Here is a 26,296-nt window from a genome sequence, read left to right on the forward strand (position 1 = left end):
GCTCTCCGGGCTTGCCCTTCTAAAATCGCTCCACTGGAGCGATTTTGCCGCTTTGCGGCCGAAGGTCAGTCCTTGGCGCGCTCGACGTAGCTGCCGTCGGCTGTCATCACGACGACCTTGGTGCCGACGCCGATATGGGGCGGGACCATGGTCTTGACGCCGTTGTTGAGGGTCGCCGGCTTGAACGAGGAGGAGGCGGTCTGGCCCTTCACCACCGGCTCGGTCTCGACGATCTCGAGGGTGACGCGCTGCGGCAGTTCGATCGACAGCGCCACGCCTTCGAAGGTGCGGATGTAGACTTCCATGCCGTCGGTGAGATAGGCGGCCTGGTCGCTGACCACGTCTTCGGAGACGGCGATCTGCTCGTAGGTGGTGGGCTCCATGAAGTGGTAGCCCTCGCCGTCGTGGTAGAGGAACTGGTAGGCGCGCTCGTCGACGTCGGCCTTCTCGACCATCTCGACGGTACGCCAGCTGGCGGCCACCTTCACGCCGTCGGAGATGCGGCGCATATCGACCTTGGTCACCGAGTTGCCCTTGCCGGGATGGATGTTCTCGGCGACCAGCACGATGTAGAGCTTGCCGTCGTCGTGTTCCACGACGTTGCCCTTGCGCAGCGACGAGGCGATGACCTTGACCATTAGTTCTTCCTTGTTCAACGGTTGGCGAGGGCCTAGAGAGCGGCAGCAAAAGGCCGGGCCGAACGCGCTAATCTGATGTATCGGTGCCGCCGATACCCTAATTCCGCGAAAACCGCCAGTCCCGAGCCGAAAGACGCGCCTTGCCCGCCTCCTCATCAGTCCCGCCGGTTTCCCCATGGTGGACGCCCTCGGTGCATGCCGACCGGCGCCCGGCGCTCTTGGCGCGCAACCGCATCGAGCTGGCGGTGCGCAAGTACCTCAGCGAGCGGGACTTTCTGATGGTCGATCCACCGGGGCTGCAGCGCAGCCCAGGTAATGAAACGCACCTCCACGCCTTTGCCACCACGGCGATCGGCAATGACGGGATGGGGGAGACGCTCTACCTCCACACCTCGCCGGAATTCTCGATGAAGAAGCTCCTCGCAGCTGGGGAACGCCGGATCGCCAGCCTTGGACACGTGTGGCGGAATCGCGAGCGGAGCGCGCTGCATCACCCTGAGTTCACCATGCTTGAATGGTATCGGGCGAGCGAGCCCTATGACGCGGTGATCGCCGATTGCTTGGCGTTGCTGCGGATCGCTGCCGAGACGACGGGCGTGACGGTTCTCAAGTTTCGCGGCCGTGAGTGCGACCCGTTCGCCGAGCCCGAGCGTCTGGGCGTGGTCGAAGCGTTCCAGCGTTTCGCCGGGATAGACCTGTTCGCGACGATGGACGCGGCGGGCGAGACCGATGCGGAGGCGCTGGCGGCCCTGATGCGGCAGGTGGGGCTCGAGGTGCCGCGCGAGTACACCTGGTCGTATCTGTTCAGCCGCGTGCTGGTGGAGAAAGTCGAGCCGAACCTGGGGCTGGGGCGGGTGACGGTGCTCGATCGCTATCCGGCAGCGGAAGCGGCGTTGGCCAGGCGGGCAGGAGATGATCGCCGGCTGGCGGAGCGGTTCGAGCTTTACGCGTGCGGGGTGGAACTGGCGAACGGGTTTGGCGAGCTCACCGATGCGCCCGAGCAACGTCGCCGCTTCGCCGCAGAGATGGATGAGAAGCAACGGCTCTATGGGGAAACCTATCCACTGGATGAGGATCTCCTGGCTGCGCTGCCGCTGATGGATGAAACCAGCGGCGTGGCGCTCGGCTTCGATCGGCTGGTGATGCTGGCGGTCGGGGCGCGGCGGATCGAGGACGTGCTGTGGGTGCCGGTGGTCGGAGGCGACAGATGAAGCACGATCGCGCGCTACGGACGGCGAAGGACCTGGTCTCGGCCGGGCTGCTCGAGGCTGGGCGCCTCGGTGAAGCCGAGGCAGTGGCCAAGCAGTACGCCATCGCGGTGACGCCGACGATGGCCGGGCTGATCGACCGGGGTGACCCGAACGATCCGATCGCCCGGCAGTTCGTCCCTGACTTCGCCGAGCTCAGCGTGACCCCGGAAGAGCGAGCGGACCCGATCGGCGACCTCGCGCATTCGCCCCTCGAGGGGATCGTCCACCGCTACCCGGACCGGGTGCTGCTCAAGGCCGTACATGTCTGCCCGGTCTATTGCCGGTTCTGTTTCCGGCGCGAAATGGTGGGGCCGGAGGGGCTGGGGACGCTGGCGCCCGAGGCAATGGACGCCGCCATCGGCTATATCGCCGCGCACCCGGAAATCTGGGAGGTGATCCTCACCGGTGGCGATCCCCTGGTGCTGTCGGCGCGGCGGCTCGAGGAGATGATGGTCCGGCTCAAGGACATCGCACACGTCAAGATCGTGCGCTTCCATAGCCGGGTGCCCGTGGTGGAGCCGGAGCGAGTGGACGACAAGCTGATCGCGGCGCTGAAGGCCAGTGGCAAGACCACCTATGTGGCGCTGCATGCCAACCATCCGCGCGAGCTGACGCCGGCGGCGCGCGCGGCGGCCGGGCGGCTGGTCGATGCGGGTGTGGTGATGCTCAGCCAGTCGGTGCTGCTCCGTGGCATCAACGATGATCCGGATGTGCTGGCCGAGCTGATGCGCGGCTTCGTCGAAATGCGGGTCAAACCCTATTACCTGCACCATCCTGACCTGGCCCCCGGCACGGCGCATTTCCGGCTCTCGATCGCCGAAGGACAGGCGCTGGTCAAAGGCCTGCGCGGCCGAGTGTCGGGGCTCTGCCAGCCGACCTATGTGCTCGATATCCCCGGCGGCTACGGCAAGGCGCCGATCGCGGCCAGCAATGTCGAGGCGACGGGCGCCGATAGCTACGCGGTGTCGGACTGGCAGGGCGCGGTGCACCAGTACCCGCCGGCGGGGAATTACTAGTCGACGCGGTTGGGGAGCGCCCCGTGCATGCGCGCATAGGGGCCATTCGCGGTGATGAGTTCGGCATGCCGGCCCTGCTCGACGATCCTGCCGTGCTCTAGCATGACGATGCGATCGGCGCGTTCGATCGCCGACAGGCGGTGAGCGACGACCAGCACGGCCCGGTCCCTGGCGATGGCCTCGATGGCGTCGAGGATGCCTTCTTCGCGGCGCGTGTCGAGGTGCGAGGTCGCCTCGTCCAGCACCAGCAACGGGCGATTGCGCAGCACGGCACGCGCAATGGCGACACGCTGGCGCTCGCCGCCGGAGAAGCGCTTGCCGCGCTGTCCGACGTTGGTGTCAAGTCCTTCGGGGAGGCGGTCGTAGAGCTCACCAAGCCCTGCCACCTGCAGAGCGTTGATCAACTCGTCGTCGCCCGCATCCTCGCGTCCGTAGTTGAGATTGTCGCGCAAAGGGGCATCGCGCAGATACACGTCCTGGCTGACGAGCGACACCGTGCGCCACACATCTTCCTCGGTGAGGTCTCTGGTATCGACGCCGGCGACCTTGACGCTGCCTCGGCTCGGTCGAACGATGCCACAGGCCAGGGTGACGATGGTGGATTTGCCCGAGCCGGATTGCCCGGCGACTGCGACGGTTTCGCCCTGCGCCACCGAGAGGGAGACGTCGTCGAGGACCCAGGAAGATGCTGCGTCCTCCTCGACCTCGTCGGCCTCGACCAGTCGGGTGAGCGATATGCCGGCAAGGAAACCGCTGGTGGCCGAACTGGCGGCGGCCACGTCGGACAGGCTTCCGACGGCCACGTCCTTTCGGGCAGGGTAGGCATAGCCGACATGCTCGAACACCAGTTGATCGCCAGCCGGCTGAGGTGTTGGCGGGCGGGCGACCGCGGCAACGCTGGCGAGGCCAGTATTGGGTGAGGCCAGCACCTGCTCGACCCGCTCGAGGCCCATGCCGGCGCGCACCAGCGGGTAGCGTTGTCCGACCACTTCGCCCAAGGGCTGGCGCACCAGGCCGACGAAGAACAATGCCGACACGATGCTGCCGATCGAGACCTGGCCGGAGGAGGCCAGCAAGACGCCGATGCCGAGGAACAGCACCGTGACCAGATCGAAGCACAGGCGGTAAGCGACTGCGATCACCGCCCGCCAGGTGTCCATATGTGCGGCGATCGTGACCGAGTCTTCGGAGATCTGGCGAAAGCGCTGCTCCTCGGCGGCGGTCGCTCGCGCCTGGCGCACCAGGCTCACTGCGTCGGCGCTGGTCGTGCTTTCGATCTGCAGGGCGGCGCGCGCGTTCACCTCGTAGGATTGGCGGATCGTGGCGTTGATCCGTCCCTCGGCAAAGCGAACGGCCAGCAGAGCCAGCGGAACGAGCACGAAGGCCGCCAGAAACCAGACGTTGATGAAGGCCAGTGCCGTCGCGACCGCCGCGAGCCCGACCCAGCCGTGAACGAAGGAGATCGGCACGGTCACGAATAGCGGATCCACCATCCGCATGTCGTTGGTCAGGCGGCTATTCAGTACACCGGGATTGATGGTGAAGTAGCTGAGCAACGGCATGCGAAGCAGGCTGCCGTAAAGCTTTTGCGCCAGTTGCCAGGAGAGCCCGTATCCCACCCTTGCACCGAGTGCGTTGGCGCCCAGCTCCGCCGCAGCACCGGCGATGGCGAGCAGCGCGACGAGACCGAGGAGCGGCAGGACTTCAACCAGGCCGGCGCCTTGCAGGGCAGTATCGATGGTGCGGCCGAGCAGGATCGGCAGGCCGACCGGGAGTATTGCGGCGAGCGCCGCGAGGACGAGAACGGGTGAAATGCGAACCCAGTCGATCGAAAGCCCGAGTTTCAGAACTCTGCTGAACATGATCGTGACGTCCCCATAATCGAACGGCAGTATCTGCTACATCTAGAACGCTTCACGGACGAACTGAACCACATGTGGCGTCATCCGTGCGGGGCGTGCTGGCGTTGAACTGACCACCGTCCTCACCCCAGCCACGATGTCATCCCAGCGAAAGCTGGGACCCATCTATCCACCAGCGCTGTGGCGCGTTGGGTCCCAGCTTTCGCTGGGATGACACCCGGTGGGGAGGTGAAAGGGGTGGTTCGGCACCGGAGATAGCGCCGAGTCCCGAGAAGGATTGGGCAGGGCAACAAAACTGTTGGCACGGCGCGGCGGTCAACGCGATAACCGGCCTCGAACCACTCAGAGATCGCCATGACGACACCGACATCGCCGTTCCCGTGGCCCGAGGAGCGCATTCAACATTATACCGCCTATCGCGTGGCTGAGCCGCCTTCGATCGATGGCCGGCTCGATGCAGCGGCCTGGGGGCTGGCGCCACGCTCGCCGCGCTTCGTCGACCTGATCACCGGCAAGCCGACGGTGCACGACACGCGCGCCGCGGTGCTGTGGGACGATACGCATCTCTATGTCGGGTTCTGGGTGGAAGAGCCGTTCGTCGAAGCCGGGCTCACCGAGCGCGACGCACTGATCTGGAGCGAGAACGACGTCGAGCTGTTCGTCGCCGGCGCCGATGCCTATTACGAGCTCGAACTCAACGCGCTGGGGACGATCTACGAGGCGTTCTTCGTCTGGGAGGATGCTTATGAGCGGGCTGGCTTCAGCAAGGCGGCGGAGTTCTCGCGCACCGCGCCGGGGGCCAAACCCTGGAACGGGGTGGGGTTCGACAAGCATCCCAGGGGAACGCGGCTCGGGCTGTTCAGCTGGGACATGCCGGGGCTGAGGGCCGCCGCGTCGATCGACGGGACGCTCAACGACAATACCGACCGCGATCGCGGCTGGACGGCGGAGATCGCCATTCCCTGGGCCAGCCTGGGCTGGCTCGCCACCGACGGCCGCGCCCTGCCGCCGCGCGACGGCGACACCTGGCGCATGGATTTCTCGCGCTTCAACACCTACCGGGCTGCGAAGCCGGCCGAGGATTCAGGCGGCTGGGCGTGGAGCGCGCATGGCGTGTGGGATTCGCACATGCCCGAGCTGTTCCCGTATGTGCACTTTTCGACGAAGGTCGTGGGTGGCGAGGGGTAGGGGGCCGCGGGGAGCGGATTCGGCGCCGATACTTGCCCACCCACCGGCGTTATTCCCGCGCAGGCGGGAACCTAGTGGGATGCTTCAAGGCAAGGGGAAGCTGAGAGATCGCACTGGGTCCCCGCCTGCGCGGGGATGACAGCCGGTGCGGAGGATAGAACCCAAGTCCAATTATGGCGCCAGCCCCTCAGTTCCCCCAATAATCCGGGTCGAGCAGCTTGCCGTGGGCCCAGGCTTCGATCAGGGCGCCGGCGATGGCGCCGGGGCGGGGGCGGTTGATTTCGCGGTGGGTGCCGGCGAGGATTTCGAGCACGTCGCGGCGAGTGACCCAGCGGGCGTCGGACAATTCGACCGGGTCGATGGTGATCGCCTCGCTCGTCGCGTCGCCCTGGCAGCCGAACATCAGCGACATCGGGAACGGCCAGGGCTGCGAGGAGACGTAGCGCACCGGGCCGACCTTGATGGCGCTCTCTTCCAGCGTTTCGCGGCGCACCGCCGCTTCGATGGTTTCGCCCGGCTCGACGAAGCCGGCGAGCAGCGAATACATCCGCTCCGGCCAGCTCGGGCTGCGGCCGAGCAGCAAAAGATCGCCGCGGGTGATGGCCATGATCACCACTGGGTCGGTACGCGGGAAATGCTGGGTGCCGCATTGCGGGCACTTGCGGACCCAGCCGCTGCTTTCGACGGCGCTGGGCGCGCCGCAATTGGCGCAGAAGCGGTGGCTCGAATGCCAGCTGATCAGCGCCCGCCCGGTGGCCACGGTCTCGCCCTCGAGCCGGGTGAGGGTCGGCATCAGGCCGCGGATTTCCACGAACTTCATCTCGGGGAAGCCGGGGTGGACCTGCTGGGTCTGGTCGATGAACTGGCCGATGGTGGTGGCGTCCTCGGGCGGCGACCAGAGCGGCAAGTCGGCGGCGAAGCGCGGCCCATCGGGCGTCAACCCGACGAACAGAGGCGCCTCGCGGCTGTCGGAGAGCGCGGGGTGATCGAGCGGCACGGCGGCGGGGCGGCCCTCGGCATCGGCGAGCAGCTTGCCGCGCCAGAACACCAGCGTCCTGGCGCCCGGATCGGTGCGGGTCTCTTCGGTGGTGCGCAGGTGCGCGACGCGGTCGAGCTCACCCGGCTTGAATGCAAACGCGTAGTCCACTGCTGCCCCCTCGAGTTGGTCGGGGAGGGTGTAGGGGGATGCGGCGCGGGCTGCAAGCGGGAGGCGAGCGCTATGCTATCGGAAATCGGTGAGCGCGCCGTCCGAGATTGTCCACGGCCTCGCCCTACCCACCGGGTGTCATCCCTGCGAAAGCAGGGACCCAACTCACAGCCCGCACGAGCGGATAAATGGGTCCCTGCTTTCGCAGGGATGACATCGAGTGTGAGGGGCGAACCGGGCACCGCCTACCCGCTCAGCCGTTCCACTTCATGCCCATATAGACCCCGCCGACCTCCAGCTCTTCGAGCATCTGGGCGAGGTGCTTGTACTTGGTCGACTCGCGTTTCACCTTGTTGATCCACAGCAGGTAGTCGTTGCGCTGGTAGGGCGGGCGAGCGTCGTAGGCGGCGCGGAGGCCACTGCGTTCGAGCGCATCGCGGACGAAGTCGGGCATTTCCTCGCGCTTGCGCAGTGGCCGCAGCGCCGGGCTCATGCGAGCACCGCCTGGGCCTCGATCTCGATCAGGTAGTCGGGGTTGGCGAGGCCGGCGACGCGCAGCACCGTGACGGTGGGCGGGTTGGAGCGGGCGCCCCAGAAGTTCATCCAGGCGCCGAAAGCGGCGCGGAGATCGGCGTGCTGGTCGATGACGACGGTGACTTTCACGAGATCCTCGAATCTGGCTCCAGCGGCGTCGAGCACCGCCTTGAGATTGCCGAGCGCCTGCGCCGACTGGGCGGCGACATCGCCCTTGCCGACCACCTGACCGTACCGGTCGACGGCATTCTGGCCGCCGATCAGCAGGGTGCGCGCCCCTGATGGCACCAGGATAGCCTGGGTGAACACGGGATTGGAATGCAGCGTCTCGGGATTGAGGTGCTGAACGGGCATGGGACGTCTCCTTGGTTGACGCCCAACCCTGCCGCTGGGCTGCTGACAGCTGAAGTCAGCAGATTTCGCGGTATTCTATTACCGCGCCACGTCCCGGCCAGAATGGTCGAGGCTGTAGAGTCGCCTGCCCGGACGACCCTACAGCCCCCTGATCCGCGATTGCCACCGGCGGATCATTTCCTCTGCAGCGGCTTCGGCGCCCTGCATGTTTGCACTCTGATAAACATCAACCTCGACACCGTTATGCGACAGCTGGTCGACAGCCTCGGCCAGCACGGCGTTGAGGATGAATACGCCCGCGATGGTCGAGGTCGGGCCCATGCGGATGTCGTTGCCCACACTGAGCGCCGCATCGCCGTATTCGCCGCCATTGTCGAGGACGAGATCGGCGACCTGGTAGAGGAGCTTGCCCGAGTGGTGGCGCGAGGTGATGGCGCGCGCGTGGCGGAGCGAGGTGAGTGCGATGGTGGTGGCGCCGCGGGCCTTGCAGGCGAGCGCCATCTCGATCGGATAGGCGTTGCGCCCGGAGTTGGATGCGATGAACACCACGTCGCCCGCCTCGACCGGATAGTCGGCGAGGACGCGTTCGGCGCGGCCGGCTTCGCGTTCGAGCAGGGTGGAGCGCTCGGCGCCGAGGTGCAGCATCAGGTCGGGATCGAGAATGGCCTGCGCCGCAGCGATGCCGCCGGCGCGATAAAAGGCTTCCTCGGCGATCAGGTGGGAATGGCCGGAGCCGGCGACATAGACCAGGTGATCGGTGCCGAGCGCGGTGGCGACGGCGTCACGGGCTGCGTCGAGGGCAGCTGACTGCTCGCCGAGCACGCGGTCGAAGATGGTGGCGAGCTGGTCGCGATAACGCTGGCGCGGGGTGGTCATTCTAGCCTCTGATCTCGCCGACATACTTGTACCGATCGCCGCGATACCAGGTCATTGCATCCTCGACGACGGTGCCGGACAGGCCGTAGCCGAGCTGTGAAACTTCGAGCACCGCGGCGCCCGGGCGGATGCCGAGCTGGGCGGCAAGTGTCTCGTCGGCTTCGGTGGCCGAGAGGCTCTGCAGCACGCGGTGCGGACGGGCGTGGCGCGCGTCCATGCGTTCGTAAAGCGAGCCCGAGCCATCATAGTCGGCGCCGACGGCTTCGACCGGCACCACGGCGCGCTCGAGCGCGATGGCCTCGCCGCCGGCAAGGCGCAGGCGGACCAGCGTGAGAATGGGCGAGCCGAGGGGCAGGCCGGTGCGAAAAGCGGCATCGGCCCCGACCCGACCGATCGAGCATTCAAGCACCCGGGAGGTCGGCACCAGCCCGCGCTGGCGCATGTCTTCGGTGAAGCCCGAGAGCTGCGACAGCGCCTTGGGAATGCGGCCGATCACCACCGTGCCGGCCCCCGGCCGGGTGGCGATGATGCCTTGCTGGGCCAGTTCCTTCAGCCCCTGGCGCAAGGTCGAGCGGGAGACGGCGAGCGCTTCGGCCATCTCGCGTTCGGAGGGCAGCGACTCGCCGGGAGCGATGGCGCCGGAATCGAGCACGGCGGTCAGCGCGTTGCGCAGCCGCTCGCCCAGGGGGCCATGCCGGGCCTCCATCCGTTCGCGTACCGCCGCGTAAAAGTCCAAGCGTCCTCCGACCGGTGAGCTGTGGTTGTTCTTGTCGCAACTGGTATGATTTTGGACTGGCGTTTGCAAGCGGCTTGCGTGGTACGTCGTCGACGTTCTTTTGGGAGTTTTGAGCGCTGGACAAACTGGTCTAAACCAATAACATACCAGTTGGCAGGGGAGATAGCTGCCAAGAGATTTGGGGCGAAAACAGGGTGTTACCGATGATGGCCAAACGATTGGCGCTGACTACAGCGACCGCATTGCTGCTGCTGAGCACGGCCGCGATGGCTGAGACCGAAGTGCGCTTCACGCACTCCATCACCGGCGGGGCGAGCCGCGAGGCGCTCGATTCGATCATTGCCGATTTCCAGGCGGCTAATCCCGACATCAAGATCAAGGAGATCGTCTTCGACGACGATCAGTATTCCAACCAGGGGCTGATCACCCAGCTGAAGAGCAACGAGGTTCCGGACATCTTCTTCGAGTGGGCGGGCTTCCCGGTGCAGCGCGACGTCGCCGCCGGCTATGCCTATGACCTCAGCGAGGCGATGGCCGCCGACGGCTGGAAGGATAGCTTCTCGCCGGCCGTGTGGACCGACGGTGCCGGCACCATGGTCGACGGCAAGCCGTATCTGGTGCCGCTGTCGCTCGATCTGACCAACACCATCTGGTACAACAAGAAAATCTTCGCCGAGCACAACCTGACGCCGCCCAAGACCTGGGACGAGTTCGTCGCGCTTTCGAAGACGCTGGCCGAGGCTGGCGAGACGCCGATCGTCGAGGGCAATAACGAGTTCTGGCCGCTGGGCAACTGGGCCGGCCACATCGCCGCCATGGTGGTGCCGCCGGACGCTTATGTCGCCGCCTTCAAGCAGGAGGCGCCGTTCAACACGCCCGAGTTCGAGAAGGCGCTGAACCTCCTGGTCGGCCTGCACGACGTCGGGGCCTTCAACAAGGACATGCAGGCGCTCGGCGCCGACCCGGCAATGGCGACGTTCTTCCAGGAAGGCGCAGTGATGCACCCGATCGGCTCGTGGCTGGTGTCGGAGACCGGCAACCTCGCCGACGAGGGCTTCGAATACGGCCAGTTCAACACACCGGTGATCGATCCGGCGCACCCGCTGGCCAACAGCGTGATCGGCACCATCACCGGTCTCGTCGTCCACAAGAACGCGCCGCACCCGGCCGAAGCGATCAAGTTCCTCAAGTTCCTGACCTCGGAAGCGAGCCAGATCAAGTGGGCGGAGAGCGGGCAGATGAGCCCGGTGCAGGGCGTCAGCGACAAGGCGAAGCTCGACGAGCAGACCCAGGCCATGCTGGCGCTGATGAGCGGCGCTTCGGGCATCGTGCCGCCGCCGGACAACAAGTATCCGGTGCCGGTCGCCGAGGCCTTCTACCAGGCAGCCGCCTTTGCCGCCTCGGGTGAAAAGAGCGCCAAGGACGCGCTGGTCTGGCTCGACGAGACGCTCGCCGCCATGGGCAAGCAGTAACCGGCGCCAGCAGTTGCAAGATCGCTCGGCTCCCATCAGCACCGGCGCCGCGAACCTGTTGTTCGCGGCGCCCGCGATGCTGTTATTCGCGACCTTCGTGCTGCTGCCGCTCGGCGCCTCGGTCTATTATGCCTTCACCTTCTGGGATGGGTTCAGCGCGCCGCGCTGGGCAGGCTTCGCCAATTTCGCCCGGGCGCTGACCGACCCGACCTTCCTCATGTCGTTCGTGCATGTCGTTCTCTATATCGCCGCGACCCTCGTCTTCGAGGTGACGTTCGGGTTGGTGATGGCGGTGCTGCTCAACTCGGATCGGCGCGGCTTCTCGCTGATGCGCGGCATGTTCTTTGCGCCGGTGGTGCTGTCGATGTCGGCGGCCGGCGTCCTATGGAAGTTCGTGCTCGACTATCGCACCGGGCTGCTCAACTCGACGCTTAGGTCGGTGGGGCTCGGCGACTGGGCGCAGCCCTGGCTGGCGCAGCCGGAGACGGCGCTCTTGTTCATCTGCATCGTCTCGGGCTGGAAATATGCCGGCTTCTACATGGTGATCTTCTTTGCGGCGCTCAGGCGCATTCCGCGCAACCTCTACGAGGCGGCGCGGCTCGATGGCGCCAATGGGGTGCAGCAGTTCACCGCCATCACCCTGCCGATGCTGAAGCAGAACGTCATCGTCTGCATCCTCCTCGCCGTGACCGGCGGTTTTGCCGGGTTCGACCTGTTCTTCACCATGACCAACGGGCAGCCGTTCGGGGCGACCGAAGTGCCGGCGACCTGGATCATCAAGCAGGCCTTTGACCAGAACCAGATCGGCTATGGGGTGGCGCTCACTGTGGTGCTGACGCTGGTCGTTTCGCTGATCTCGATCGCCTATCTCAAGATTTCGGAGCGCGGCAATGTCACGCGCTACTGAACGGCGTCGCAGCACGGCCGAATGGCTGCAGTTCGGGGTGGCCGGCGTCATCGTCCTCGTCATGTTCTATCCGGCGATCTGGATGGTCTACTCGTCGTTCAAATCGAACCGCGAGATCTTCCGCTCGCCCTTCGCTTTGCCGGCACAGTGGCGCTGGGAGAATCTCATCGAGGCCTGGCAGGTCGGCGGGCTCGGGACGCTCTACCTCAACTCGGTGTTCGTGACACTGGTCGCGGTCAGCATGTGCGTGCTGTTCGCCACGGCGGCCGCCTTCGCCTTTACCCGGCTGGAGTTTCCGGGCCGCAAGCTCATGTACCGCACCCTGTTGATCGGGTTGCTGCTGCCCCCGCCTTCGGTCGCCATTGCGCTGTTTACGCAGCTGCGCGACATGCATCTGCTCAATACCCCCTGGGCGCTGATCCTGCCGGGGGCCGCCTGGCAACTGGCCTTCACGGTGTTCCTGATGCGGGCCTATTTCATCTCGATCCGGCCCGACATGGAGGAAGCGGCGCGGCTCGACGGCGCCAATACCTGGGAGATCTTCTGGCATGTGTCGGTGCCGATGGTGTGGCCGGCCATGCTGACCATGGTGGTGCTCAACACCATCAGCGTATGGAATGAGTTGCTCTTCGCGCTGCTGTTCATCACCGACGATGCGCAGCGCACCCTGCCGGTCGGGCTGGTGCGGTTCTCGGGCTATCACAGCACCGACTACTCGCTGGTCTTTGCAGCCCTGACCATCACCACCGTGCCGATCCTGATCCTCTACTTCATCCTGCAACGGCATGTGATCGCCGGGCTCACCGCAACAGCGATGGACTGAACCAGATGGGAACTGTTCACCACTTTCCTGATGTCGCCGCATCGCCGCCGGGGCTTTCCGGCTGGTCGCTGGATGTGCTGCTGGATCAGCCGGATCGACAAGGGGCGGGGCGCGCCAAGGTGCCCACGACGTTCCTCTCAGGCGTCATCGAAGGCTTTTACGGTCGGGCGTGGACGCATCCGCAGCGGGTCGAGATGCTCGACTGGATCGCCAATGCGGGCATGAACAGCTTCGTTTATGGCCCCAAGGACGACATCAAGATCCGCGCCCGCTGGCGCGAACTCTACAACGCGGTGGAAGCCGCAGCCCTCCAGGAGCTGGTCGACGCGGCACGCGCGCGGCAGCTCATTTTCATGGTGGCGATCGCCCCGTGTCTCGATGTCGTCTATTCGGACGCAAGCGACCTCGAGGCGCTGAAGCGCCGGCTCGACCAGCTCCTGGACCTCGGCGTGACGCATTTCGCGCTGCTGTTCGACGATATCCCGCGCACCATGATGCCGGCCGACGAGCGGGCCTTCCCCTCCTTCGCGGCGGCACAGAGCTATTTCGCCAACGAGGCGTTCAAGCACGTCAAGGCGCGGGTTCCCGGAGCGGCGGTGCTGTTCTGCCCGACCGAATATTGCGCGGCGTTCGCCGGGCATGACGTGCCGGGCTCGGCCTATCTCAACAGCATCGGGGCCGACCTCCACCCGGAGATCGGGGTGTTCTGGACCGGGCCGGATATTGTTTCCAAGACCATCAGCGCCGAGAGCCTGCGTGAAGTCGGCCGGGTGCTGCGGCGGAAGCCGGTGATCTGGGAGAATTTCCACGCCAACGACTATGATATCCGCCGCGTCTATGCCGGGCCGCTGGGCGGCCGGCACGCCGATATCCTGCCGCTGATCGACGGGATCATCACCAACCCCAATAACGAGTTCGAGGCGAACTTCGTGCCGGTACACGCGACCGGCGCCTTCGCCGCCGGCTCGGACGACGAGGCCTCGGCTTTCGCGCTGGCGCTGAAGGCGTGGCAGCCGCGCTTCCGGCTGGCCTTCACCGGGCAGACCGAGACGCTGACGATAGAAGAGATCCGGCTGCTGGGTGAATTGTTCTACCAGCCGTTCCGCTGTGGGCCGCAGGTCGAGGGCCTGCTGCAATCGGCGCGGCGGCTGATGAGCGAGAAGCGGCCCGACGTGCGCAGCGAGAGCTGGCAGAACGGGCACGAGGCGCTGGTGCAGTTCCGCGACCGCATCACCGCCTTGTTCCACCGGATGACCGAGCTCGAGAATCGCGACCTGTTTTACGCCTTCCACCCTTATCTGTGGGAAGCGCGCGAGGAGATGACGCACCTCGTCACCTATCTCGACTGGCTGGCGGGCGACCCGCCCCGCAGCGCCGAATTCCCCGACAAGGACCGAATCTACAACTTCTACCGGCAGGGCTTCACCGTGGCAGTGCAGGAGCTGCTGCCGCGCGACCGCAGCGGGCGCTACCGGCATGGTGCTTGATTTCGGCGGCGGCTACCGGCTGCGGGGCGCGCTGGCCGAGGACCATGCGGCGCTCAACCTGGTGTGCCTTCGCACTGGCGACTCGGGCAAAGACGCTACCGCCCGCGAGGACGATCCGGACCTGCTCGGGCTGATCTACGCCGTGCCCTACCAGGTGTACGAACCGGATTTCGCCTTCGTGGTCGATGGGCCCAACGGGGTGTGCGGCTATATCTTCGGGGCGCCGGATACGCCTGGGATCTACGCGAAAATGGCGGCGGAGTGGTTTCCGCCGCTGGCGGCGCGGCTCACCGATCCGGGGCCGGACGAGAGCCGGTGGCAGGGCAGCGACTGGGCGCGATACGCGATCCGTCATCCCGAATTCGTCTACCCCGAGGTGCTGCACCGCTATCCGGCACATGGCCATATCGACCTGCTCGAGGAGGCGCGTGGCCGGGGGATCGGCCGGCGCGGCATGGAGCATGTGATGGCAAAGCTCAAGCGGGCAGGGGCGAGGGGCATGCACCTGCAGGTGAGCCCGGTGAACCGCGGGGCACAGACGTTCTATAAGAAGCTCGGGTTCGAGGTGCTGCGGGATCCGGTGCTGCCGCGGCACACGACGTTCATGGTGACGGGGCTTTAGCCCTCCCTGCGATGTAGGCGTCGGCCAGCCGCTCTCCTTCGGCCAAGGCTGCGGCACAGTACCTCGAGGTCACGGCTGCAGGCTGTTGCGGAGGAATTGGGACCATGGCGACGAAGCGGTGCAGCGTCGCCTCGTAGGTCTCTGGAGCGTACCCGGCGGCGTGCAGCACAGCCGTGCTTTTGTCACGCGCTCTGTCGAGGATAGCGGTGTCACCAAGCGCCGCACTGCAGGCGGCCGCGCTGCCCAGCAGGTTCCAGAGTGCATAAATCACTGGATACTCAATGTAGCGACGCGGCATCAGCTCATGCGGTGGAACGCTGGTCAGCTCCTGCCCGGAGGCCGGCCATGACGCAATCACCATTGCCGCCAACAGCGTGGCGGTTTTTGCCGCTTTCATCATCGCGAATGCCTACCGCGCCGCCCTGACTGGTTCAACTTTGTGGTGCCGCCTAGTCCCGATCCGGCATGATCCTGAAGTCGTTCCCCTCCGGCAATAGCTGGCCGCCATCGACGATGATCGTCGTGCCGGTGATGTAGCTGGCTTCGTCGGATGCCAGAAACAGGAAGGCGTTGGCGACGTCGCGGGGGCTGCCGAGGCGGCCGAGCGGGATGGCGTCTTCCATCGATTTGAGGAACTCGGGGGAGCGGTGCTGCTGCACCGCTTCGGTGAGGATGTTGCCGGGCTCGACCCCGTTGACGGTGATGCCGTAGCCGGAGAACTCGAGCGCGGCGGCACGGATCAAGCCGTTGATGCCGGCCTTGGTGGCCGAGTAATGGCCGTGGCCGGGACTGGTGACGTGCGGCCCGGTGATCGACGAGGTGAAGAGGATGCGGCCATAGCCCTGCGCCTTCATCGGGGTGAGCGCGGCGCGGGCGGCGATGAAGCTGCCACGCAGGTTCACCCCCATGACCCGATCCCAGTCATCGACCGAAGTCTGTTCGAGCAGCTGCCAGGGGTAGATGCCGGCATTCTGCACCAGGATATCGAGCCGGCCATAGCTCTCGAGCGCCAGCGCCACGGCGGCCTCGGCGTCGGCGAGCTTCGAGATATCGGTGAAGATGAACGGCGCGCCGAGCTCGGCGGCGGTCGCCGCGCCGGCCTCGCGTTCGGTGTCGGCGACAACCAGGTTGGCGCCTTCTTCGGCGAAGCGGACGGCGACAGCTTTGCCGATGCCGCGCGCCGCTCCGATGACGAGCGCGGTCTTGCCTTCAAGTCGTTTGGTCATGCGAGTTTTTGCCTGATCGAGAGTTTGAGTGTGTCGAGGAGCACGGCAGCGAGCACCAAGAGGCCATGGATCACCTGGGTGGAGGTGGCGGGCAGCCCCATCAGGTTGATGGCGGTGTTGATGGCCGAGAGCAGCAGCACGCCGGCATAGACGCCGGGCAGGGCGCCGACGCCGCCCTTCAAACTGACGCCGCCGATCACCACCGCGGCGAAGGCGTTGAACAGCAGCCCCATGCCTAGATTGGCGGTGGCGCCCGAGGTGCGGATGGCGAGCAGCCAGCCGGCGAGCGCGGCGATGGCGCCGGCGAGCACGAACGAAGTGATGAGGATACGGTCGACCTTGATGCCGGCGCGGAAGGCAGCGTTCTGGTTGCCGCCGATGATGATCAGGTGCCGGCCAAACCGCGACTTGGCCATGATCAGCGAGAACACCACGAAGCAGAGGATGGCGATCCAGGCGGTGAGCGGCAGGCCGAGCAGGCGCTGCACGCCGAACCAGCGGATGGCGGGCGCCAGGTCCTGCGCCGAGCGGCCGCCGGAGAGCGCCAGCACCACGCCGCGCACCCAGATGTAGGAAGCGAGGGTGACGATGAAGGCGTTCATCTTCAGCTTGACGATCAACAGGCCATTGAAGGCGCCGATGGCGCTGCCCACGCCCAGCGCGATGAGCAGCGAGACCGGGACGCCGAGCCAATCGGGCGTCAATTGCACGCCCATCCCGATACCGGCCGAGCAGAAGACGATGCCGACCGCCATGGCGGAAAGTGCCGCGACGGATTCGACCGAGAGATCCATGTGGCCGGCGATGATCACCAGGGCGAGGCCGATCGACATGACGCCGAGCACCGAGGAGGCCTCGATGATGTTGGCGAAGATGCCGGGCTGGAAGTAGTTCGGCACGAAGATCGAGAACACCAGCAGCACGAACAGCAGCATGAACCAGACGAGGTTATCGAGGATGAACTCGAGGGCGCGGCGGGTGTTGGGGTTCATTGAAAGGATCGCTCGGTTTCGAACTGATGTTGCAGTCGGGCTACCCTCCCCTGGACGGGGAGGGTAGCGGAGCTTGGCCGCTCCTGCGGGCTAGCGCAGCTTGGGTGGGGTGCGAGGTAGGCACGGTCCCGGCTCAGGGCACCCCCCACCCTAGTTCCGCTAGGTCGCTTCGCTCCCAGCTTCACTACCCTCCCCGCGAGGGGGAGGGTGCCCACTGCGGCTTCGTTGGCTTACTCCACCGACTTCACGGTATCCGTCGGGGGCTTCATGTTGCCCCAGAAGGCCGGGTTGTCGATGTTTTCCATGGTGATGGCGGCGCCGGGGATCTTGATGTTGGGACCCCAGGCTTCGATCGTCACGGTGGAGGGGAGACCCAGCACGTCGTACGAGCCGGCCTTGATCTCCTGCTTGTTGACGATCTTGTCCATGAACATGGCGACGGCGGCAGCCTGGGCGTAGAGCGGCTGCTCGACTTCGGCCTGCATCCAGCCCTTGCGGATCAGGTCGAGGCCGACCGGCGCGCCGTTCGAGGAGAGCATCAGCACGTCGCCCGGCTTCTTGCCGGCCGCTTCCAGCGACGCGGCAGCGGCGACCGAAAGGTGGGCGGCGTGGTTGAAGATCAGGTCGATATCGGGGTTGGCCAGCAGCTGGTCGTTGACGATGGTGCCCGCAGCGTCAGCAGCCCAGCCGAGCGCCGGCAGCGAGATGATCTTGACGTCGGGATAGGCCGCCATCTTCTCCTCGAAACCCTTCTGGATATCGAGTGTGTAGGGGTCGCCCGGATCGCCGAGCACCTGCAGCACCTTGCCCTTCACGGCGCCGTTCTTCTTGGTGAGGAGACCCTCGACCACTTCGGCGGCGACATAGCCGATCTCGACGGTGCCGGCGACGGAGGTGAAGGACGACGGCGTCGAGGTGATCTGGCGGTCGAACTCGACCACCGGGATGCCGGCGGCCATGGCTGCCTCGATCGAGGGCTTCAGGGCGTTGAAATCGACGGCGGCGAGAATGATGGCCGCGGGCTTCAGCGCGATGACGTCGTTCATCTGGGATTGCTGCACGTCGGTCTTGTTGTCGGCGTTGAGGGTCTGCATCTCGTAGCCGACCTGCTTCAGGAACATTTCCAGCGCCGAGACCGAGCCGGTCTGGAACTCATCGAGCAGGGTCGGCACGAGGTAGTAGACCTTGCCTTTGGTCTGGGCGAAGGCCGGCGTCAGCAGGGCGAGCGCCACTGCCAGAACGCCTAGGAGGGATAGAAGTATTCGCTTCATTTTCGTTCGCTCCTGTGTGCCGGATTGTGCATGTTCTGCCCCTCAACCAGCCGCTCCGGCAGCGGCCAGGGTTTCCCCGGTGATCATGTTGACCACCGCATCGGGGCTCGTATCCTTGGTTGCAACATCGCCGGCCACGACGCCCTGGCGGATCACCACGATCCGGTCGGCGACCTGGAAGGCCTGCTGCATGATGTGGGTGATGATGACGACGCCAATCCCCTGATTGGCGACGGCGCGGATCATCTCGAGGCCGCGGCGGGTCTGCTCGACGCCGAGCGCCGCGAAGGGTTCGTCGAGCAAAACCAGCTTGCCGCCCCAATGGACGAACCGGTTGAGCTCGATGGCCTGGCGCTGGCCGCCCGAGAGGTGCTCGACCTTGGTGCGGAGCGACGGGATCTTCGTGCCGGCGCTGGCAAGGGCCTTGGCGACGACGGCCTCCATCGCCTTTTCGTCCAGCACCGACATGCCCAGCACCTTCCTGGTGATCTCGCGGCCCATGAAGAAGTTGGCGACGACATCGACATTGGTGGCGAGCGATAGGTCCTGGTAGACCGTCTCAATGCCGGCGGCCTTGGCTTCGGAGGGCGACCTGGCGAGGAAGTCGCGGCCCTCGAACAGCATCTTGCCGGAAGTCGGCTCGAGCCCGCCGGCAATGATCTTCACCAGCGTCGATTTGCCGGCGCCATTATCGCCGAGCAGCGCCACGACCTCGCCCTTGCCGATGGTAAAACTGATGCCCTTCAGCGCTTCGATGGCGCCATAGTTCTTCTTGATGTCGTCGAGGACAAGCAGCGGTTCGAAACGAGTCATGCGGCAAGTCCCTTGAGCTGGGTGTGACCGGGGGCGAAGAGCTGGCCGAAGCGCGGCGACAGCACGCCGGCCACCGCCAGCGCCGCGGCGCCGCGCAGCACGGTGTGCGGGCCGCCATCGGAGATGATCAGCCGGGGCGCCTTGCGGTCGCGGCGGGCGGAGACGGAATTGGGCAGGTCGGCAGCGACGCGGGCCAGCTCGGCGGCTAGTGGGGGAGGGGCGAGGCCGCCGAGGATGATAGTCTCCGGGTCGAACAGGTTCTCGATGGTGATGAGGGCGGCGCGCAGTTGCGGGCCGATGGCGTCGGCATAGGCCGCTTCGCTGAGGCCGCGGCGCGCGAAGGCTTCGAGCGACACGTAACGCTCGAGGCAGCCGCGATTGCCGCAGGGGCAGGGCTCGCCGTCGGGCACCAACGGGAGGTGGCCGATCTCGCCGGCATTGCCCCAGGCGCCGCGCAACGCTGTGCCGTCATGCACCATGACGCCGCCCAGCCCGACGCCGAAGAACAGGTAGTAGAAATCGGCGAACTCGGCGCCATTGCCATAGAGCCGTTCGCCATGCGCGGCGGCGGCCATGTCGGTCTCGATGAAGGCCGGCATGCCGCTCACCTCGGCAAGCCGCTCGCGCAGCCGGACATTGCCCCAGCCGGCCATGGTGGTGGGGCCGACAAAGCTCATCGAGTCGACGTCGAACGGGCCGGGGAGGGCGAGGCCGACGCCGAGCATGCGCACGCCATGACGGAGGGCGCGAAGCTCGGTGAGCATGGCGCCGATCAGCGCAAAGCCCTCGTCGGGCGTGACATGCGCAGCATCGCGATGCGCTGAACCGATGACATCGCCGGCGAGGTTGATCAGCGCGGCATCGAGGCCGAGCGGGGTCAAATGGATGCCGATGGCATAGCCGCCCTCGGGATTGAGGCGCAGCGTTGTCGGCGGCAAGCCGCGGCCGCGCGGTTCCTCGCGGCTGGAGAGGATGTAACCCTGCTCTTCGAGCTCGCGGATGATGGTGGAGACGGTCTGGACGGTGAGGCCAACCTCCGCCGCGATGCGCCCACGGGTGGTCGGGCCAGTCGCGCGGATGGCTTCAAGGACGATGCGCCGGTTGTACGGCCGTCCGAATTCCTGGTTCGTCCCCCTGAGGCCCAAGGCGTCCCTCCTAGGCTGGACCGGGAGACTGTGACGGTGGATTTATTAAGTCAAATGGAATTCAGAAATCGGCGCTGAAATGATGGGCAGGGTTGCGAAGGCGGCGCTTGATTGTGCAGCTCGAACATGCCGATAACACCCCATGCCGGTACAGGACCTCGCCATTCTGGTGATCGACGAGAACCGCATCCGTGCCTCGATCATCGAGGACGGATTGCGCGAGGCCGGGCATTTCCGGGTCACGGTGGTCAACGAGATCAACGAGGTGGCGCGCGTCATCGAGCGCGACATGCCCGACGTGGTGGTGATCGATCTCGAGAACCCCAACCGCGATCGGCTGGAGCATTTCTTCACGCTGAGCCGGGCGCTCAGGAAGCCGATCGCCATGTTCGTCGACCGCTCGGACGCTTCGGCGATCGAGGCGGCGGTGGAAGCGGGGGTCTCGGCCTATGTGGTCGACGGGCTGAAGAAGGAGCGGGTGAAGCCGATCCTCGACATGGCGGTGAGCCGCTTCAACGCCTTCGCCCGGCTGACGCGGGAGCTGGAGCAGGCGCGCAGCGAACTCGAGGATCGCAAGGTCATCGACCAGGCCAAGGCAATCCTGTTGCGCACGCGCGGGCTCAGCGAGGCGGATGCCTATAAGCTGCTACGCAAGACCGCAATGAACCAGAACCGCCGCATCGTCGATATTGCCCAGAGCCTGGTGACGGCCGACAGCCTGCTCGGCCCAGAGGAATAATCATGTCGCTCATTGCCCTCTCCGCCGGTTTCCTGCCCTTGCTCGACAGCGTGCTGCTGGTGCTGGCGCGCGAGAAGGGTTTTGCAGCGGCCGAAGGGCTCGACCTGCATCTGGTCAAGGAGACCTCGTGGGCCAATATCCGCGACCGGGCGGCGCTGGGGCACTTCGATTTCGCCCAGATGCTGGCGCCGATGCCGATCGCCGCGACGCTGGGCCTGAACCCGCTATCGGTGCCGATGATCACCCCGATGATGCTGGGGCTGGGCAATAATGGGGTGACGGTGAGCGCCGAACTCTGGGCGAGGCTCGCCGATGCCGGGGCGCCGGCAACGCTGGCGGCGGGGCCGGTGGGAGCGGCGCTCAAGCGGGTGGTCGCGTCGTCCGAGCAGAAACTGCGGTTCGGCGTGGTGCACCAGACTTCATCGCATAATTACGAGCTGCGCTACTGGCTGATGGCGAGCGGCATCGTGCCGGAGCGCGATATCGAGATCGTGGTGCTGCCGCCGCCGCTGTTGCCCGAAGCGCTCGGCTCGGGCGGCATCGACGGCTATTGCGTCGGCGAGCCGTGGAACACTGTGGGGGTGAAGAATGCCGGGGCGCATATCGCCACGGTGAAGGCCGCGATCTGGCGCTCGAGCCCCGACAAGGTGATCGGCATGCGGGCGCATTGGGCCGAGGCCAATAGCGAGATCGTCGCCGGGCTGATCCGGGCGGTGCACCATGCTGCGGTGTGGTGCGGCGAGAGCGCCAACCATCAAGAGATCGCCGCGATCATGGCGGCGCCGCATTATCTCGGGCTGCCGGCCGAGCTGATCCTGCCGGCGCTGAGCGGTGAATTCGATATCGGCGGTGGGGTGGTGGCGAGCGTGCCGGACCACTTCGTCCCCTATGCCGGGGCAGCCAATTTCCCATGGACCAGCCACGCCGCCTGGTTCTACAGCCAGATGGTGCGCTGGGGCGAGGTCGAGCACAAAGCCGAGCGGGCGCGCGCAGCGGCAATGACCTTCCGTCCGGATGTTTATCGCGCGGCCCTGGCGCCGCTCGGGGTGCCGATGCCGCTCGCCGACAGCAAGGTCGAGGGGCTGCTGACGGCGCCGACCGAGGTGCCATCGACATCGGCGACGCTGGTAATCGGGCCGGACGGGTTCTTCGACGGGGTGCCGTTCGATCCGGACCTGGTCGAGGCGTATATTGAGGGGCAGCGGGCGCCGTAGTTTAGGCGCGTCACTGAAGCAGACGGCCCCCTCCCATCCTCCCCCATGAAGGGGGAGGTGCCGCATCGAGAGTTTGGGACGAACGAAGACAGAGCCTCGACTCTTCACCTCCCCCATTATGGGGGAGGCCGGGAGGGGGGCGTCTCTATCAGTCAGGTGGCCCCTAGCACCGTCACCTCGACCTTTGCGCAAACGATAGGCATATCCTGCAATTGCCTATTCTATGCGCAGATTGTGGGCATGTGGATTCCGATTGAGCAGAATCCGCTCCTGCCCAAATTCCAACCACGCACCTAACCATCTGAAATCTCATCACTTATCGCCGTCACTCAGTTTGGCACGGCGCGTGCATTGCAATCTCCGAACGCAAAATCGCGATCATTCGGCGTCCAACGGTGGGCGCCCCAATACAGGCAAAGCCGCCAACAGGAACGCCGACTGGTCTTCGGGCCAGCGCGCAAGACCTGTTGGCGGCTTTTCTGTTTGGGGCCGAGGGCACTTCGGGGCGCCGGCTTGATCGCATCACTCGGAGAGACTTGATGACCAGACCGACCACCACCTCCCTCCTCACCCGTCGGGCTTTCCTCGCGGGCACTACCGCCACCGCGGCAACGCTCGTGGCGGCCAAGACCCTGTTCCCCTCCGGCGCCTTTGCCCAAGGGTCGGGCCCGGAAGTCACCGGCGCCAAGCTCGGCTTCATCGCGCTGACCGACGCTTCGGCGCTGGTCATTGCCAAGGAGAAGGGGCTCTTTGCCAAGCATGGCGTGCCCGATGTCGAAGTGCTGAAGCAGGCCAGCTGGGGCGCGACGCGCGACAACCTGGTGCTGGGCGGCGCCGCCAACGGCATTGACGGGGCGCATATCCTGACGCCGATGCCCTACCTGATTTCGACCGGCAAGGTGACGCAGAACAACGTGCCGCTGCCGATGTCGATCGTGGCGCGGCTCAATCTCGACAGCCAGGCGATCTCGGTGGCGCAGGCTTACAAGGATGTCGGCGTCGGCCTCGACTCCTCGCCGCTCAAGGATGTGTTCGCCAAGCGTAAGGCCGAAGGCAAGGAAGTCACCGTGGCGATGACCTTCCCGGGCGGCACGCATGACCTTTGGATCCGCTACTGGCTCGCCGCCGGCGGCATCAACCCCAATACCGAGGTTTCGACCATCACCGTGCCGCCGCCGCAGATGGTGGCGAACATGAAGGTCGGCAACATGGATGCGTTCTGCGTCGGCGAGCCGTGGAACGAGCAACTGGTCAACCAGGGGATCGGCTTTACCGCGACGTCGACGGGTGAGCTCTGGAAGGGGCACCCGGAAAAGGCGCTGGGGCTCAGGAACGATTTCATCGAGAAGAACCCGATCGCCACCCGCGCCATCCTGATGGCGGTGATGGAGGCGGCGCAGTGGGCCGACGACATGGCCAACAAGGAAGAGCTGAGCCAGATCCTCGGCAAGCGCGGTTGGTTCAACGTGCCGCCGGCCGATGTGCTGGGGCGGCTGAAGGGCGACATCAATTACGGCAACGGCCGCGTCGTCACCGCCACCGGGCTCGAGATGAAGTTCTGGAAGGACCATGCGTCCTATCCGTTCAAGAGCCACGATGCGTGGTTCCTCACCGAAGATATCCGCTGGGGGTACCTCCCGGCCGAAACCGACGTGAAGGCACTGGTCGATCAGGTGAACCGCGAGGACCTGTGGCGCGATGCGGCCAAGACGCTCGGCGTCGCGGCAGCCGACATCCCGGCCACCAGTTCGCGCGGGCCGGAGACCTTCTTTGACGGCAAGGTGTTCGATCCCGAAAACCCGTCCGCTTATCTCGAGAGCCTCGCGATCACTGCGCTGGGCTGACCGGGGTAGATGTCCCCTGACTGGCGCCGGGCTCTATCCCGGCTCGGCGCCACTTTTTCCCTCATTCAGTAACGGACCCCGCGAGCATGAGTGCAGAGGCCCAGTTCGAAACCGTCGTGCCGACCAAGAAGGCGAAGGTGTTCGCCTTTCCGGCGCAGCCCGCCAGCCGCAGGATCGACATGCAGAAGGTCACCAGGGGCGTCGCGCGCTCTGTCGTGCCGCCGCTGATCGTCATCCTGTTGATCCTGTTGATCTGGCAGATCGCCTGCTCGACTCCGGGCGCCTCGCTGCCGCCGCCATCGGTGGTGTGGGAGCAGGCGGGCGAGCTGATCTGGAACCCGTTCTTCGACTATGGCAATGGCGATATCGGGCTCGCCTGGCGGGTATTCGCCTCGCTGCAGCGGGTCGCCATCGGCTTCGGCCTTGCCGCCTTGGTGGGCGTGGCGGTCGGGGCGTTTATCGGGCAATCGGTGTGGGCGATGCGGGGGCTCGACCCGATCTTCCAGATCCTTCGCACCGTGCCGCCGCTGGCCTGGCTGCCGCTGTCGCTGGCGGCATTTCGCGATAGCCACCCCTCGGCGATCTTCGTCATCTTCATCACCGCGGTGTGGCCGGTGATCATCAACACTGCGGTGGGCGTAAGGAACATCCCGAACGACTACCGGAACGTCGCGGCGATCCTCCGGCTCAACCCGATCGAGTTCTTCTTCAAGGTGATGGTGCCTGCCGCGGCGCCCTACATCTTCACCGGTTTGCGAATCGGCATCGGGCTCAGCTGGCTCGCCATCGTCGCAGCGGAAATGCTCACCGGCGGGGTCGGTATCGGCTTTTTCATCTGGGATGCGTGGAACTCGTCGCGCCTGCCCGACATCATCGTGGCGCTGGTCTATATCGGCGTGATCGGCTTCGTGCTCGATCGCCTCGTTGCCGGCTTCGGCGCCTTCATCACCCGCGGCACGGCCGCGAACTGAGGGACCCGAACATGACTGGCTATCTCAAGATCGAACACGTCGACAAAAGCTTCGAGCGGAACGGGGTGACCTCGGAGGTGCTGAAGGACATTTCGCTGGAGATTTCCGAGGGCGAGGTGATCTCGATCATCGGGCATTCGGGCTGCGGCAAGTCCACGCTGCTCAACCTGATCGCCGGGCTGACCGAGGTGAGCTCGGGGGCGATCGTCCTTGGCTCGGAAGTGGTGAGCGGGCCGGGGCCGGAGCGGGCGGTGGTGTTCCAGAACCATTCGCTGCTGCCCTGGCTGACGGTCTACGAGAACGTCAACCTGGCGGTCAGCAAGGTGTTCGGCGGCAAGAAGTCGAGGGCCGAGCGGCATGAGTGGATCATGCACAATCTCGACCTGGTGCAGATGGGCCACGCGCGGGACAAGCGTCCGGCGGAGATCTCGGGCGGCATGAAGCAGCGCGTCGGCATTGCCCGGGCGCTGGCGATGGAGCCGAAGATCCTCTTGCTCGACGAGCCGTTCGGGGCGCTCGACGCGCTGACCCGGGCGCACCTCCAGGATGCGGTGATGGAGATCCACGAGCGGCTCCACAACACCATGATCATGATCACCCACGATGTCGACGAGGCGGTGCTGCTGAGTGACCGCATCGTGATGATGACCAACGGGCCGGCAGCGCGGATCGGCGAAGTGCTGGATGTGCCGCTGGCCCGGCCGCGCCGGCGGCTCGAGCTCGCCGGTGACCGGACCTATCTCAAGTGCCGTGAGGCGGTGCTGAAGTTCCTGTACGAGCGGCATCGGTTTGTTGAGGCGGCGTGAGGGCGGGGTCAGGGGAGCCGATCCGGCGCTACGGGTGACCACCGAGGCTCCCTCCAACTCGGTGTCATCCCAGCGAAAGCTGGGACCCAACTATCGGCTGGCGCAGGCGGTGAGATGGGTCCCAGCTTTCGCTGGGATGACATCGGTGGGGAGGGGTGTTCACTGGGTCGTTCGGACTATTGCTCAATATTTGGACGCCGAATCCGTGTGGTCAAATTCTGTGCAATATCCCGTCCGCTCTGGACTCAAATTAGTCAGTCCTGCTGCCCGATCATTTTCGCGGCATCCTTCTAAATAACTGCCAAACCTAGCGTTTTCGCTTCAACCCCAGTTTGGCACGCTATGTGCATTACTGTTCTCATG

General features: G+C 65.6%; 26 protein-coding genes. 13 read left to right on the forward strand and 13 right to left on the reverse strand.

Translation table 11 applies throughout. The features are described 5' to 3' along the window. Positions 1-65 precede the first annotated feature (65 nt). Complete coding sequence (efp, locus tag AC1ROK_RS26045) at positions 66-638, reverse strand: elongation factor P (RefSeq protein WP_055046059.1); 573 nt, start codon at positions 636-638, stop codon at positions 66-68. 191 nt (positions 639-829) lie between these two features. Between efp and epmA the strand changes: the two genes are divergently transcribed. Next, positions 830-1,849, forward strand: a complete 1,020-nt coding sequence (gene epmA / locus AC1ROK_RS26050; protein WP_492852396.1) for an EF-P lysine aminoacylase EpmA — start codon at positions 830-832, stop codon at positions 1,847-1,849. Next, complete coding sequence (locus AC1ROK_RS26055) at positions 1,846-2,904, forward strand: lysine-2,3-aminomutase-like protein (protein ID WP_492852398.1); 1,059 nt, start codon at positions 1,846-1,848, stop codon at positions 2,902-2,904. The genes epmA and AC1ROK_RS26055 overlap by 4 nt, the downstream gene beginning before the upstream one ends. On the opposite strand, the gene AC1ROK_RS26060 is transcribed toward AC1ROK_RS26055, so the two are convergent. After that, the gene (locus tag AC1ROK_RS26060; RefSeq protein ID WP_492852400.1) at positions 2,901-4,766 is read right to left on the reverse strand and encodes an ABC transporter ATP-binding protein; all 1,866 of its coding nucleotides are present in this window, start codon (positions 4,764-4,766) and stop codon (positions 2,901-2,903) included. The genes AC1ROK_RS26055 and AC1ROK_RS26060 overlap by 4 nt on opposite strands. Positions 4,767-5,120: 354 nt before the next feature. Here AC1ROK_RS26060 and AC1ROK_RS26065 point away from each other — a divergent pair, with 354 nt between their 5' ends. Beyond that, a complete protein-coding gene (locus tag AC1ROK_RS26065; protein ID WP_492852402.1) occupies positions 5,121-5,954 on the forward strand; it encodes a carbohydrate-binding family 9-like protein in 834 nt (277 codons plus the stop codon). Between the two features lie 187 nt (positions 5,955-6,141). Here AC1ROK_RS26065 and nudC read toward each other — a convergent pair whose 3' ends face one another. The 5 genes from nudC to AC1ROK_RS26090 all read right to left on the reverse strand — a co-directional run bounded on the left by nudC (position 6,142) and on the right by AC1ROK_RS26090 (position 9,601). After that, on the reverse strand, positions 6,142-7,101 hold the full coding sequence (gene nudC / locus AC1ROK_RS26070) for an NAD(+) diphosphatase (RefSeq protein ID WP_492852404.1): 960 nt from the start codon (positions 7,099-7,101) through the stop codon (positions 6,142-6,144). Between the two features lie 253 nt (positions 7,102-7,354). Next, complete coding sequence (locus AC1ROK_RS26075) at positions 7,355-7,594, reverse strand: YdeI/OmpD-associated family protein (RefSeq protein ID WP_492852406.1); 240 nt, start codon at positions 7,592-7,594, stop codon at positions 7,355-7,357. After that, complete coding sequence (locus tag AC1ROK_RS26080; protein ID WP_492852408.1) at positions 7,591-7,989, reverse strand: RidA family protein; 399 nt, start codon at positions 7,987-7,989, stop codon at positions 7,591-7,593. Before AC1ROK_RS26080 ends, AC1ROK_RS26075 begins: the two co-directional genes overlap by 4 nt. 138 nt (positions 7,990-8,127) lie before the next feature. Further along, a complete protein-coding gene (locus tag AC1ROK_RS26085) occupies positions 8,128-8,865 on the reverse strand; it encodes a sugar isomerase domain-containing protein (protein ID WP_492852410.1) in 738 nt (245 codons plus the stop codon). 1 nt (position 8,866) lies between these two features. Next, positions 8,867-9,601 carry a GntR family transcriptional regulator gene (locus tag AC1ROK_RS26090; protein ID WP_492852412.1) on the reverse strand — a complete coding sequence of 245 codons (735 nt, stop codon included), beginning with the start codon at positions 9,599-9,601 and terminating at the stop codon, positions 8,867-8,869. A 203-nt stretch (positions 9,602-9,804) separates the two neighbouring features. On the opposite strand from AC1ROK_RS26090, the gene AC1ROK_RS26095 reads away from it, so the two are divergent. The 5 genes from AC1ROK_RS26095 to AC1ROK_RS26115 all read left to right on the forward strand — a co-directional run bounded on the left by AC1ROK_RS26095 (position 9,805) and on the right by AC1ROK_RS26115 (position 14,912). After that, the gene (locus tag AC1ROK_RS26095) at positions 9,805-11,073 is read left to right on the forward strand and encodes an ABC transporter substrate-binding protein (RefSeq protein ID WP_492852414.1); all 1,269 of its coding nucleotides are present in this window, start codon (positions 9,805-9,807) and stop codon (positions 11,071-11,073) included. A 76-nt stretch (positions 11,074-11,149) separates the two neighbouring features. Further along, entirely contained in the window at positions 11,150-11,980 is an 831-nt protein-coding gene (locus AC1ROK_RS26100; protein WP_156384658.1) for a carbohydrate ABC transporter permease, read from the forward strand. Further along, entirely contained in the window at positions 11,964-12,803 is an 840-nt protein-coding gene (locus tag AC1ROK_RS26105) for a carbohydrate ABC transporter permease (protein ID WP_492852416.1), read from the forward strand. The genes AC1ROK_RS26100 and AC1ROK_RS26105 overlap by 17 nt, the downstream gene beginning before the upstream one ends. Before the next feature lie 5 nt (positions 12,804-12,808). Beyond that, positions 12,809-14,290 (forward strand): beta-N-acetylglucosaminidase domain-containing protein, encoded by a 1,482-nt coding sequence (locus tag AC1ROK_RS26110; protein ID WP_492852418.1) that lies wholly within the window; start codon positions 12,809-12,811, stop codon positions 14,288-14,290. Beyond that, the gene (locus AC1ROK_RS26115; RefSeq protein WP_492852420.1) at positions 14,280-14,912 is read left to right on the forward strand and encodes a GNAT family N-acetyltransferase; all 633 of its coding nucleotides are present in this window, start codon (positions 14,280-14,282) and stop codon (positions 14,910-14,912) included. The genes AC1ROK_RS26110 and AC1ROK_RS26115 overlap by 11 nt, the downstream gene beginning before the upstream one ends. On the opposite strand, the gene AC1ROK_RS26120 is transcribed toward AC1ROK_RS26115, so the two are convergent. From AC1ROK_RS26120 to AC1ROK_RS26145, 6 genes are all read right to left on the reverse strand, one after another. Then, the gene (locus AC1ROK_RS26120; RefSeq protein WP_492852422.1) at positions 14,893-15,312 is read right to left on the reverse strand and encodes a hypothetical protein; all 420 of its coding nucleotides are present in this window, start codon (positions 15,310-15,312) and stop codon (positions 14,893-14,895) included. The genes AC1ROK_RS26115 and AC1ROK_RS26120 overlap by 20 nt on opposite strands. A gap of 49 nt (positions 15,313-15,361) precedes the next feature. Next, positions 15,362-16,138 (reverse strand): SDR family NAD(P)-dependent oxidoreductase, encoded by a 777-nt coding sequence (locus tag AC1ROK_RS26125; protein WP_492852424.1) that lies wholly within the window; start codon positions 16,136-16,138, stop codon positions 15,362-15,364. Next, positions 16,135-17,130 (reverse strand): ABC transporter permease, encoded by a 996-nt coding sequence (locus tag AC1ROK_RS26130; protein WP_492852426.1) that lies wholly within the window; start codon positions 17,128-17,130, stop codon positions 16,135-16,137. Before AC1ROK_RS26130 ends, AC1ROK_RS26125 begins: the two co-directional genes overlap by 4 nt. A gap of 230 nt (positions 17,131-17,360) precedes the next feature. Next, entirely contained in the window at positions 17,361-18,401 is a 1,041-nt protein-coding gene (locus tag AC1ROK_RS26135; RefSeq protein ID WP_492852428.1) for a sugar ABC transporter substrate-binding protein, read from the reverse strand. A 42-nt stretch (positions 18,402-18,443) separates the two neighbouring features. Next, positions 18,444-19,214 (reverse strand): ATP-binding cassette domain-containing protein, encoded by a 771-nt coding sequence (locus AC1ROK_RS26140; RefSeq protein WP_492852430.1) that lies wholly within the window; start codon positions 19,212-19,214, stop codon positions 18,444-18,446. Then, complete coding sequence (locus AC1ROK_RS26145) at positions 19,211-20,359, reverse strand: ROK family transcriptional regulator (protein WP_492852432.1); 1,149 nt, start codon at positions 20,357-20,359, stop codon at positions 19,211-19,213. The genes AC1ROK_RS26140 and AC1ROK_RS26145 overlap by 4 nt, the downstream gene beginning before the upstream one ends. Positions 20,360-20,501: 142 nt before the next feature. On the opposite strand from AC1ROK_RS26145, the gene AC1ROK_RS26150 reads away from it, so the two are divergent. The 5 genes from AC1ROK_RS26150 to AC1ROK_RS26170 all read left to right on the forward strand — a co-directional run bounded on the left by AC1ROK_RS26150 (position 20,502) and on the right by AC1ROK_RS26170 (position 25,933). Beyond that, positions 20,502-21,098: an ANTAR domain-containing response regulator gene (locus AC1ROK_RS26150; RefSeq protein ID WP_492852434.1), complete on the forward strand. Its 597-nt coding sequence runs from the start codon at positions 20,502-20,504 to the stop codon at positions 21,096-21,098. Between the two features lie 2 nt (positions 21,099-21,100). Continuing rightward, a complete protein-coding gene (locus tag AC1ROK_RS26155) occupies positions 21,101-22,312 on the forward strand; it encodes a CmpA/NrtA family ABC transporter substrate-binding protein (RefSeq protein ID WP_492852436.1) in 1,212 nt (403 codons plus the stop codon). A 539-nt stretch (positions 22,313-22,851) separates the two neighbouring features. Then, positions 22,852-24,156 (forward strand): CmpA/NrtA family ABC transporter substrate-binding protein, encoded by a 1,305-nt coding sequence (locus tag AC1ROK_RS26160; RefSeq protein ID WP_492852438.1) that lies wholly within the window; start codon positions 22,852-22,854, stop codon positions 24,154-24,156. 86 nt (positions 24,157-24,242) lie between these two features. Further along, a complete protein-coding gene (gene ntrB, locus AC1ROK_RS26165) occupies positions 24,243-25,127 on the forward strand; it encodes a nitrate ABC transporter permease (protein ID WP_492852440.1) in 885 nt (294 codons plus the stop codon). Between the two features lie 11 nt (positions 25,128-25,138). Beyond that, positions 25,139-25,933: an ABC transporter ATP-binding protein gene (locus tag AC1ROK_RS26170; RefSeq protein WP_492852442.1), complete on the forward strand. Its 795-nt coding sequence runs from the start codon at positions 25,139-25,141 to the stop codon at positions 25,931-25,933. The last annotated feature ends 363 nt before the right edge of the window (positions 25,934-26,296 follow it).

The sequence above is a fragment of the Devosia sp. GW821-FHT12F11 genome, from assembly GCF_058806655.1.

Excerpts from the sequence above, each read along its gene's own strand:
- AC1ROK_RS26105 (WP_492852416.1), top strand. The coding sequence starts at position 11,964 with ATGTCACGCGCTACTGAACGGCGTCGCAGCACGGCCGAATGGCTGCAG.
- AC1ROK_RS26160 (WP_492852438.1), top strand. The coding sequence starts at position 22,852 with ATGACCAGACCGACCACCACCTCCCTCCTCACCCGTCGGGCTTTCCTC.
- AC1ROK_RS26170 (WP_492852442.1), top strand. The coding sequence starts at position 25,139 with ATGACTGGCTATCTCAAGATCGAACACGTCGACAAAAGCTTCGAGCGG.
- AC1ROK_RS26135 (WP_492852428.1), bottom strand. The coding sequence starts at position 18,401 with ATGAAGCGAATACTTCTATCCCTCCTAGGCGTTCTGGCAGTGGCGCTC.
- AC1ROK_RS26065 (WP_492852402.1), top strand. The coding sequence starts at position 5,121 with ATGACGACACCGACATCGCCGTTCCCGTGGCCCGAGGAGCGCATTCAA.
- AC1ROK_RS26120 (WP_492852422.1), bottom strand. The coding sequence starts at position 15,312 with ATGATGAAAGCGGCAAAAACCGCCACGCTGTTGGCGGCAATGGTGATT.
- AC1ROK_RS26155 (WP_492852436.1), top strand. The coding sequence starts at position 21,101 with ATGTCGCTCATTGCCCTCTCCGCCGGTTTCCTGCCCTTGCTCGACAGC.
- AC1ROK_RS26080 (WP_492852408.1), bottom strand. The coding sequence starts at position 7,989 with ATGCCCGTTCAGCACCTCAATCCCGAGACGCTGCATTCCAATCCCGTG.
- ntrB (WP_492852440.1), top strand. The coding sequence starts at position 24,243 with ATGAGTGCAGAGGCCCAGTTCGAAACCGTCGTGCCGACCAAGAAGGCG.
- AC1ROK_RS26140 (WP_492852430.1), bottom strand. The coding sequence starts at position 19,214 with ATGACTCGTTTCGAACCGCTGCTTGTCCTCGACGACATCAAGAAGAAC.
- AC1ROK_RS26110 (WP_492852418.1), top strand. The coding sequence starts at position 12,809 with ATGGGAACTGTTCACCACTTTCCTGATGTCGCCGCATCGCCGCCGGGG.
- AC1ROK_RS26055 (WP_492852398.1), top strand. The coding sequence starts at position 1,846 with ATGAAGCACGATCGCGCGCTACGGACGGCGAAGGACCTGGTCTCGGCC.
- AC1ROK_RS26150 (WP_492852434.1), top strand. The coding sequence starts at position 20,502 with ATGCCGGTACAGGACCTCGCCATTCTGGTGATCGACGAGAACCGCATC.
- AC1ROK_RS26130 (WP_492852426.1), bottom strand. The coding sequence starts at position 17,130 with ATGAACCCCAACACCCGCCGCGCCCTCGAGTTCATCCTCGATAACCTC.
- AC1ROK_RS26100 (WP_156384658.1), top strand. The coding sequence starts at position 11,150 with ATGCTGTTATTCGCGACCTTCGTGCTGCTGCCGCTCGGCGCCTCGGTC.
- AC1ROK_RS26095 (WP_492852414.1), top strand. The coding sequence starts at position 9,805 with ATGATGGCCAAACGATTGGCGCTGACTACAGCGACCGCATTGCTGCTG.
- AC1ROK_RS26125 (WP_492852424.1), bottom strand. The coding sequence starts at position 16,138 with ATGACCAAACGACTTGAAGGCAAGACCGCGCTCGTCATCGGAGCGGCG.
- AC1ROK_RS26075 (WP_492852406.1), bottom strand. The coding sequence starts at position 7,594 with ATGAGCCCGGCGCTGCGGCCACTGCGCAAGCGCGAGGAAATGCCCGAC.
- AC1ROK_RS26085 (WP_492852410.1), bottom strand. The coding sequence starts at position 8,865 with ATGACCACCCCGCGCCAGCGTTATCGCGACCAGCTCGCCACCATCTTC.
- efp (WP_055046059.1), bottom strand. The coding sequence starts at position 638 with ATGGTCAAGGTCATCGCCTCGTCGCTGCGCAAGGGCAACGTCGTGGAA.
- AC1ROK_RS26060 (WP_492852400.1), bottom strand. The coding sequence starts at position 4,766 with ATGTTCAGCAGAGTTCTGAAACTCGGGCTTTCGATCGACTGGGTTCGC.
- AC1ROK_RS26115 (WP_492852420.1), top strand. The coding sequence starts at position 14,280 with ATGGTGCTTGATTTCGGCGGCGGCTACCGGCTGCGGGGCGCGCTGGCC.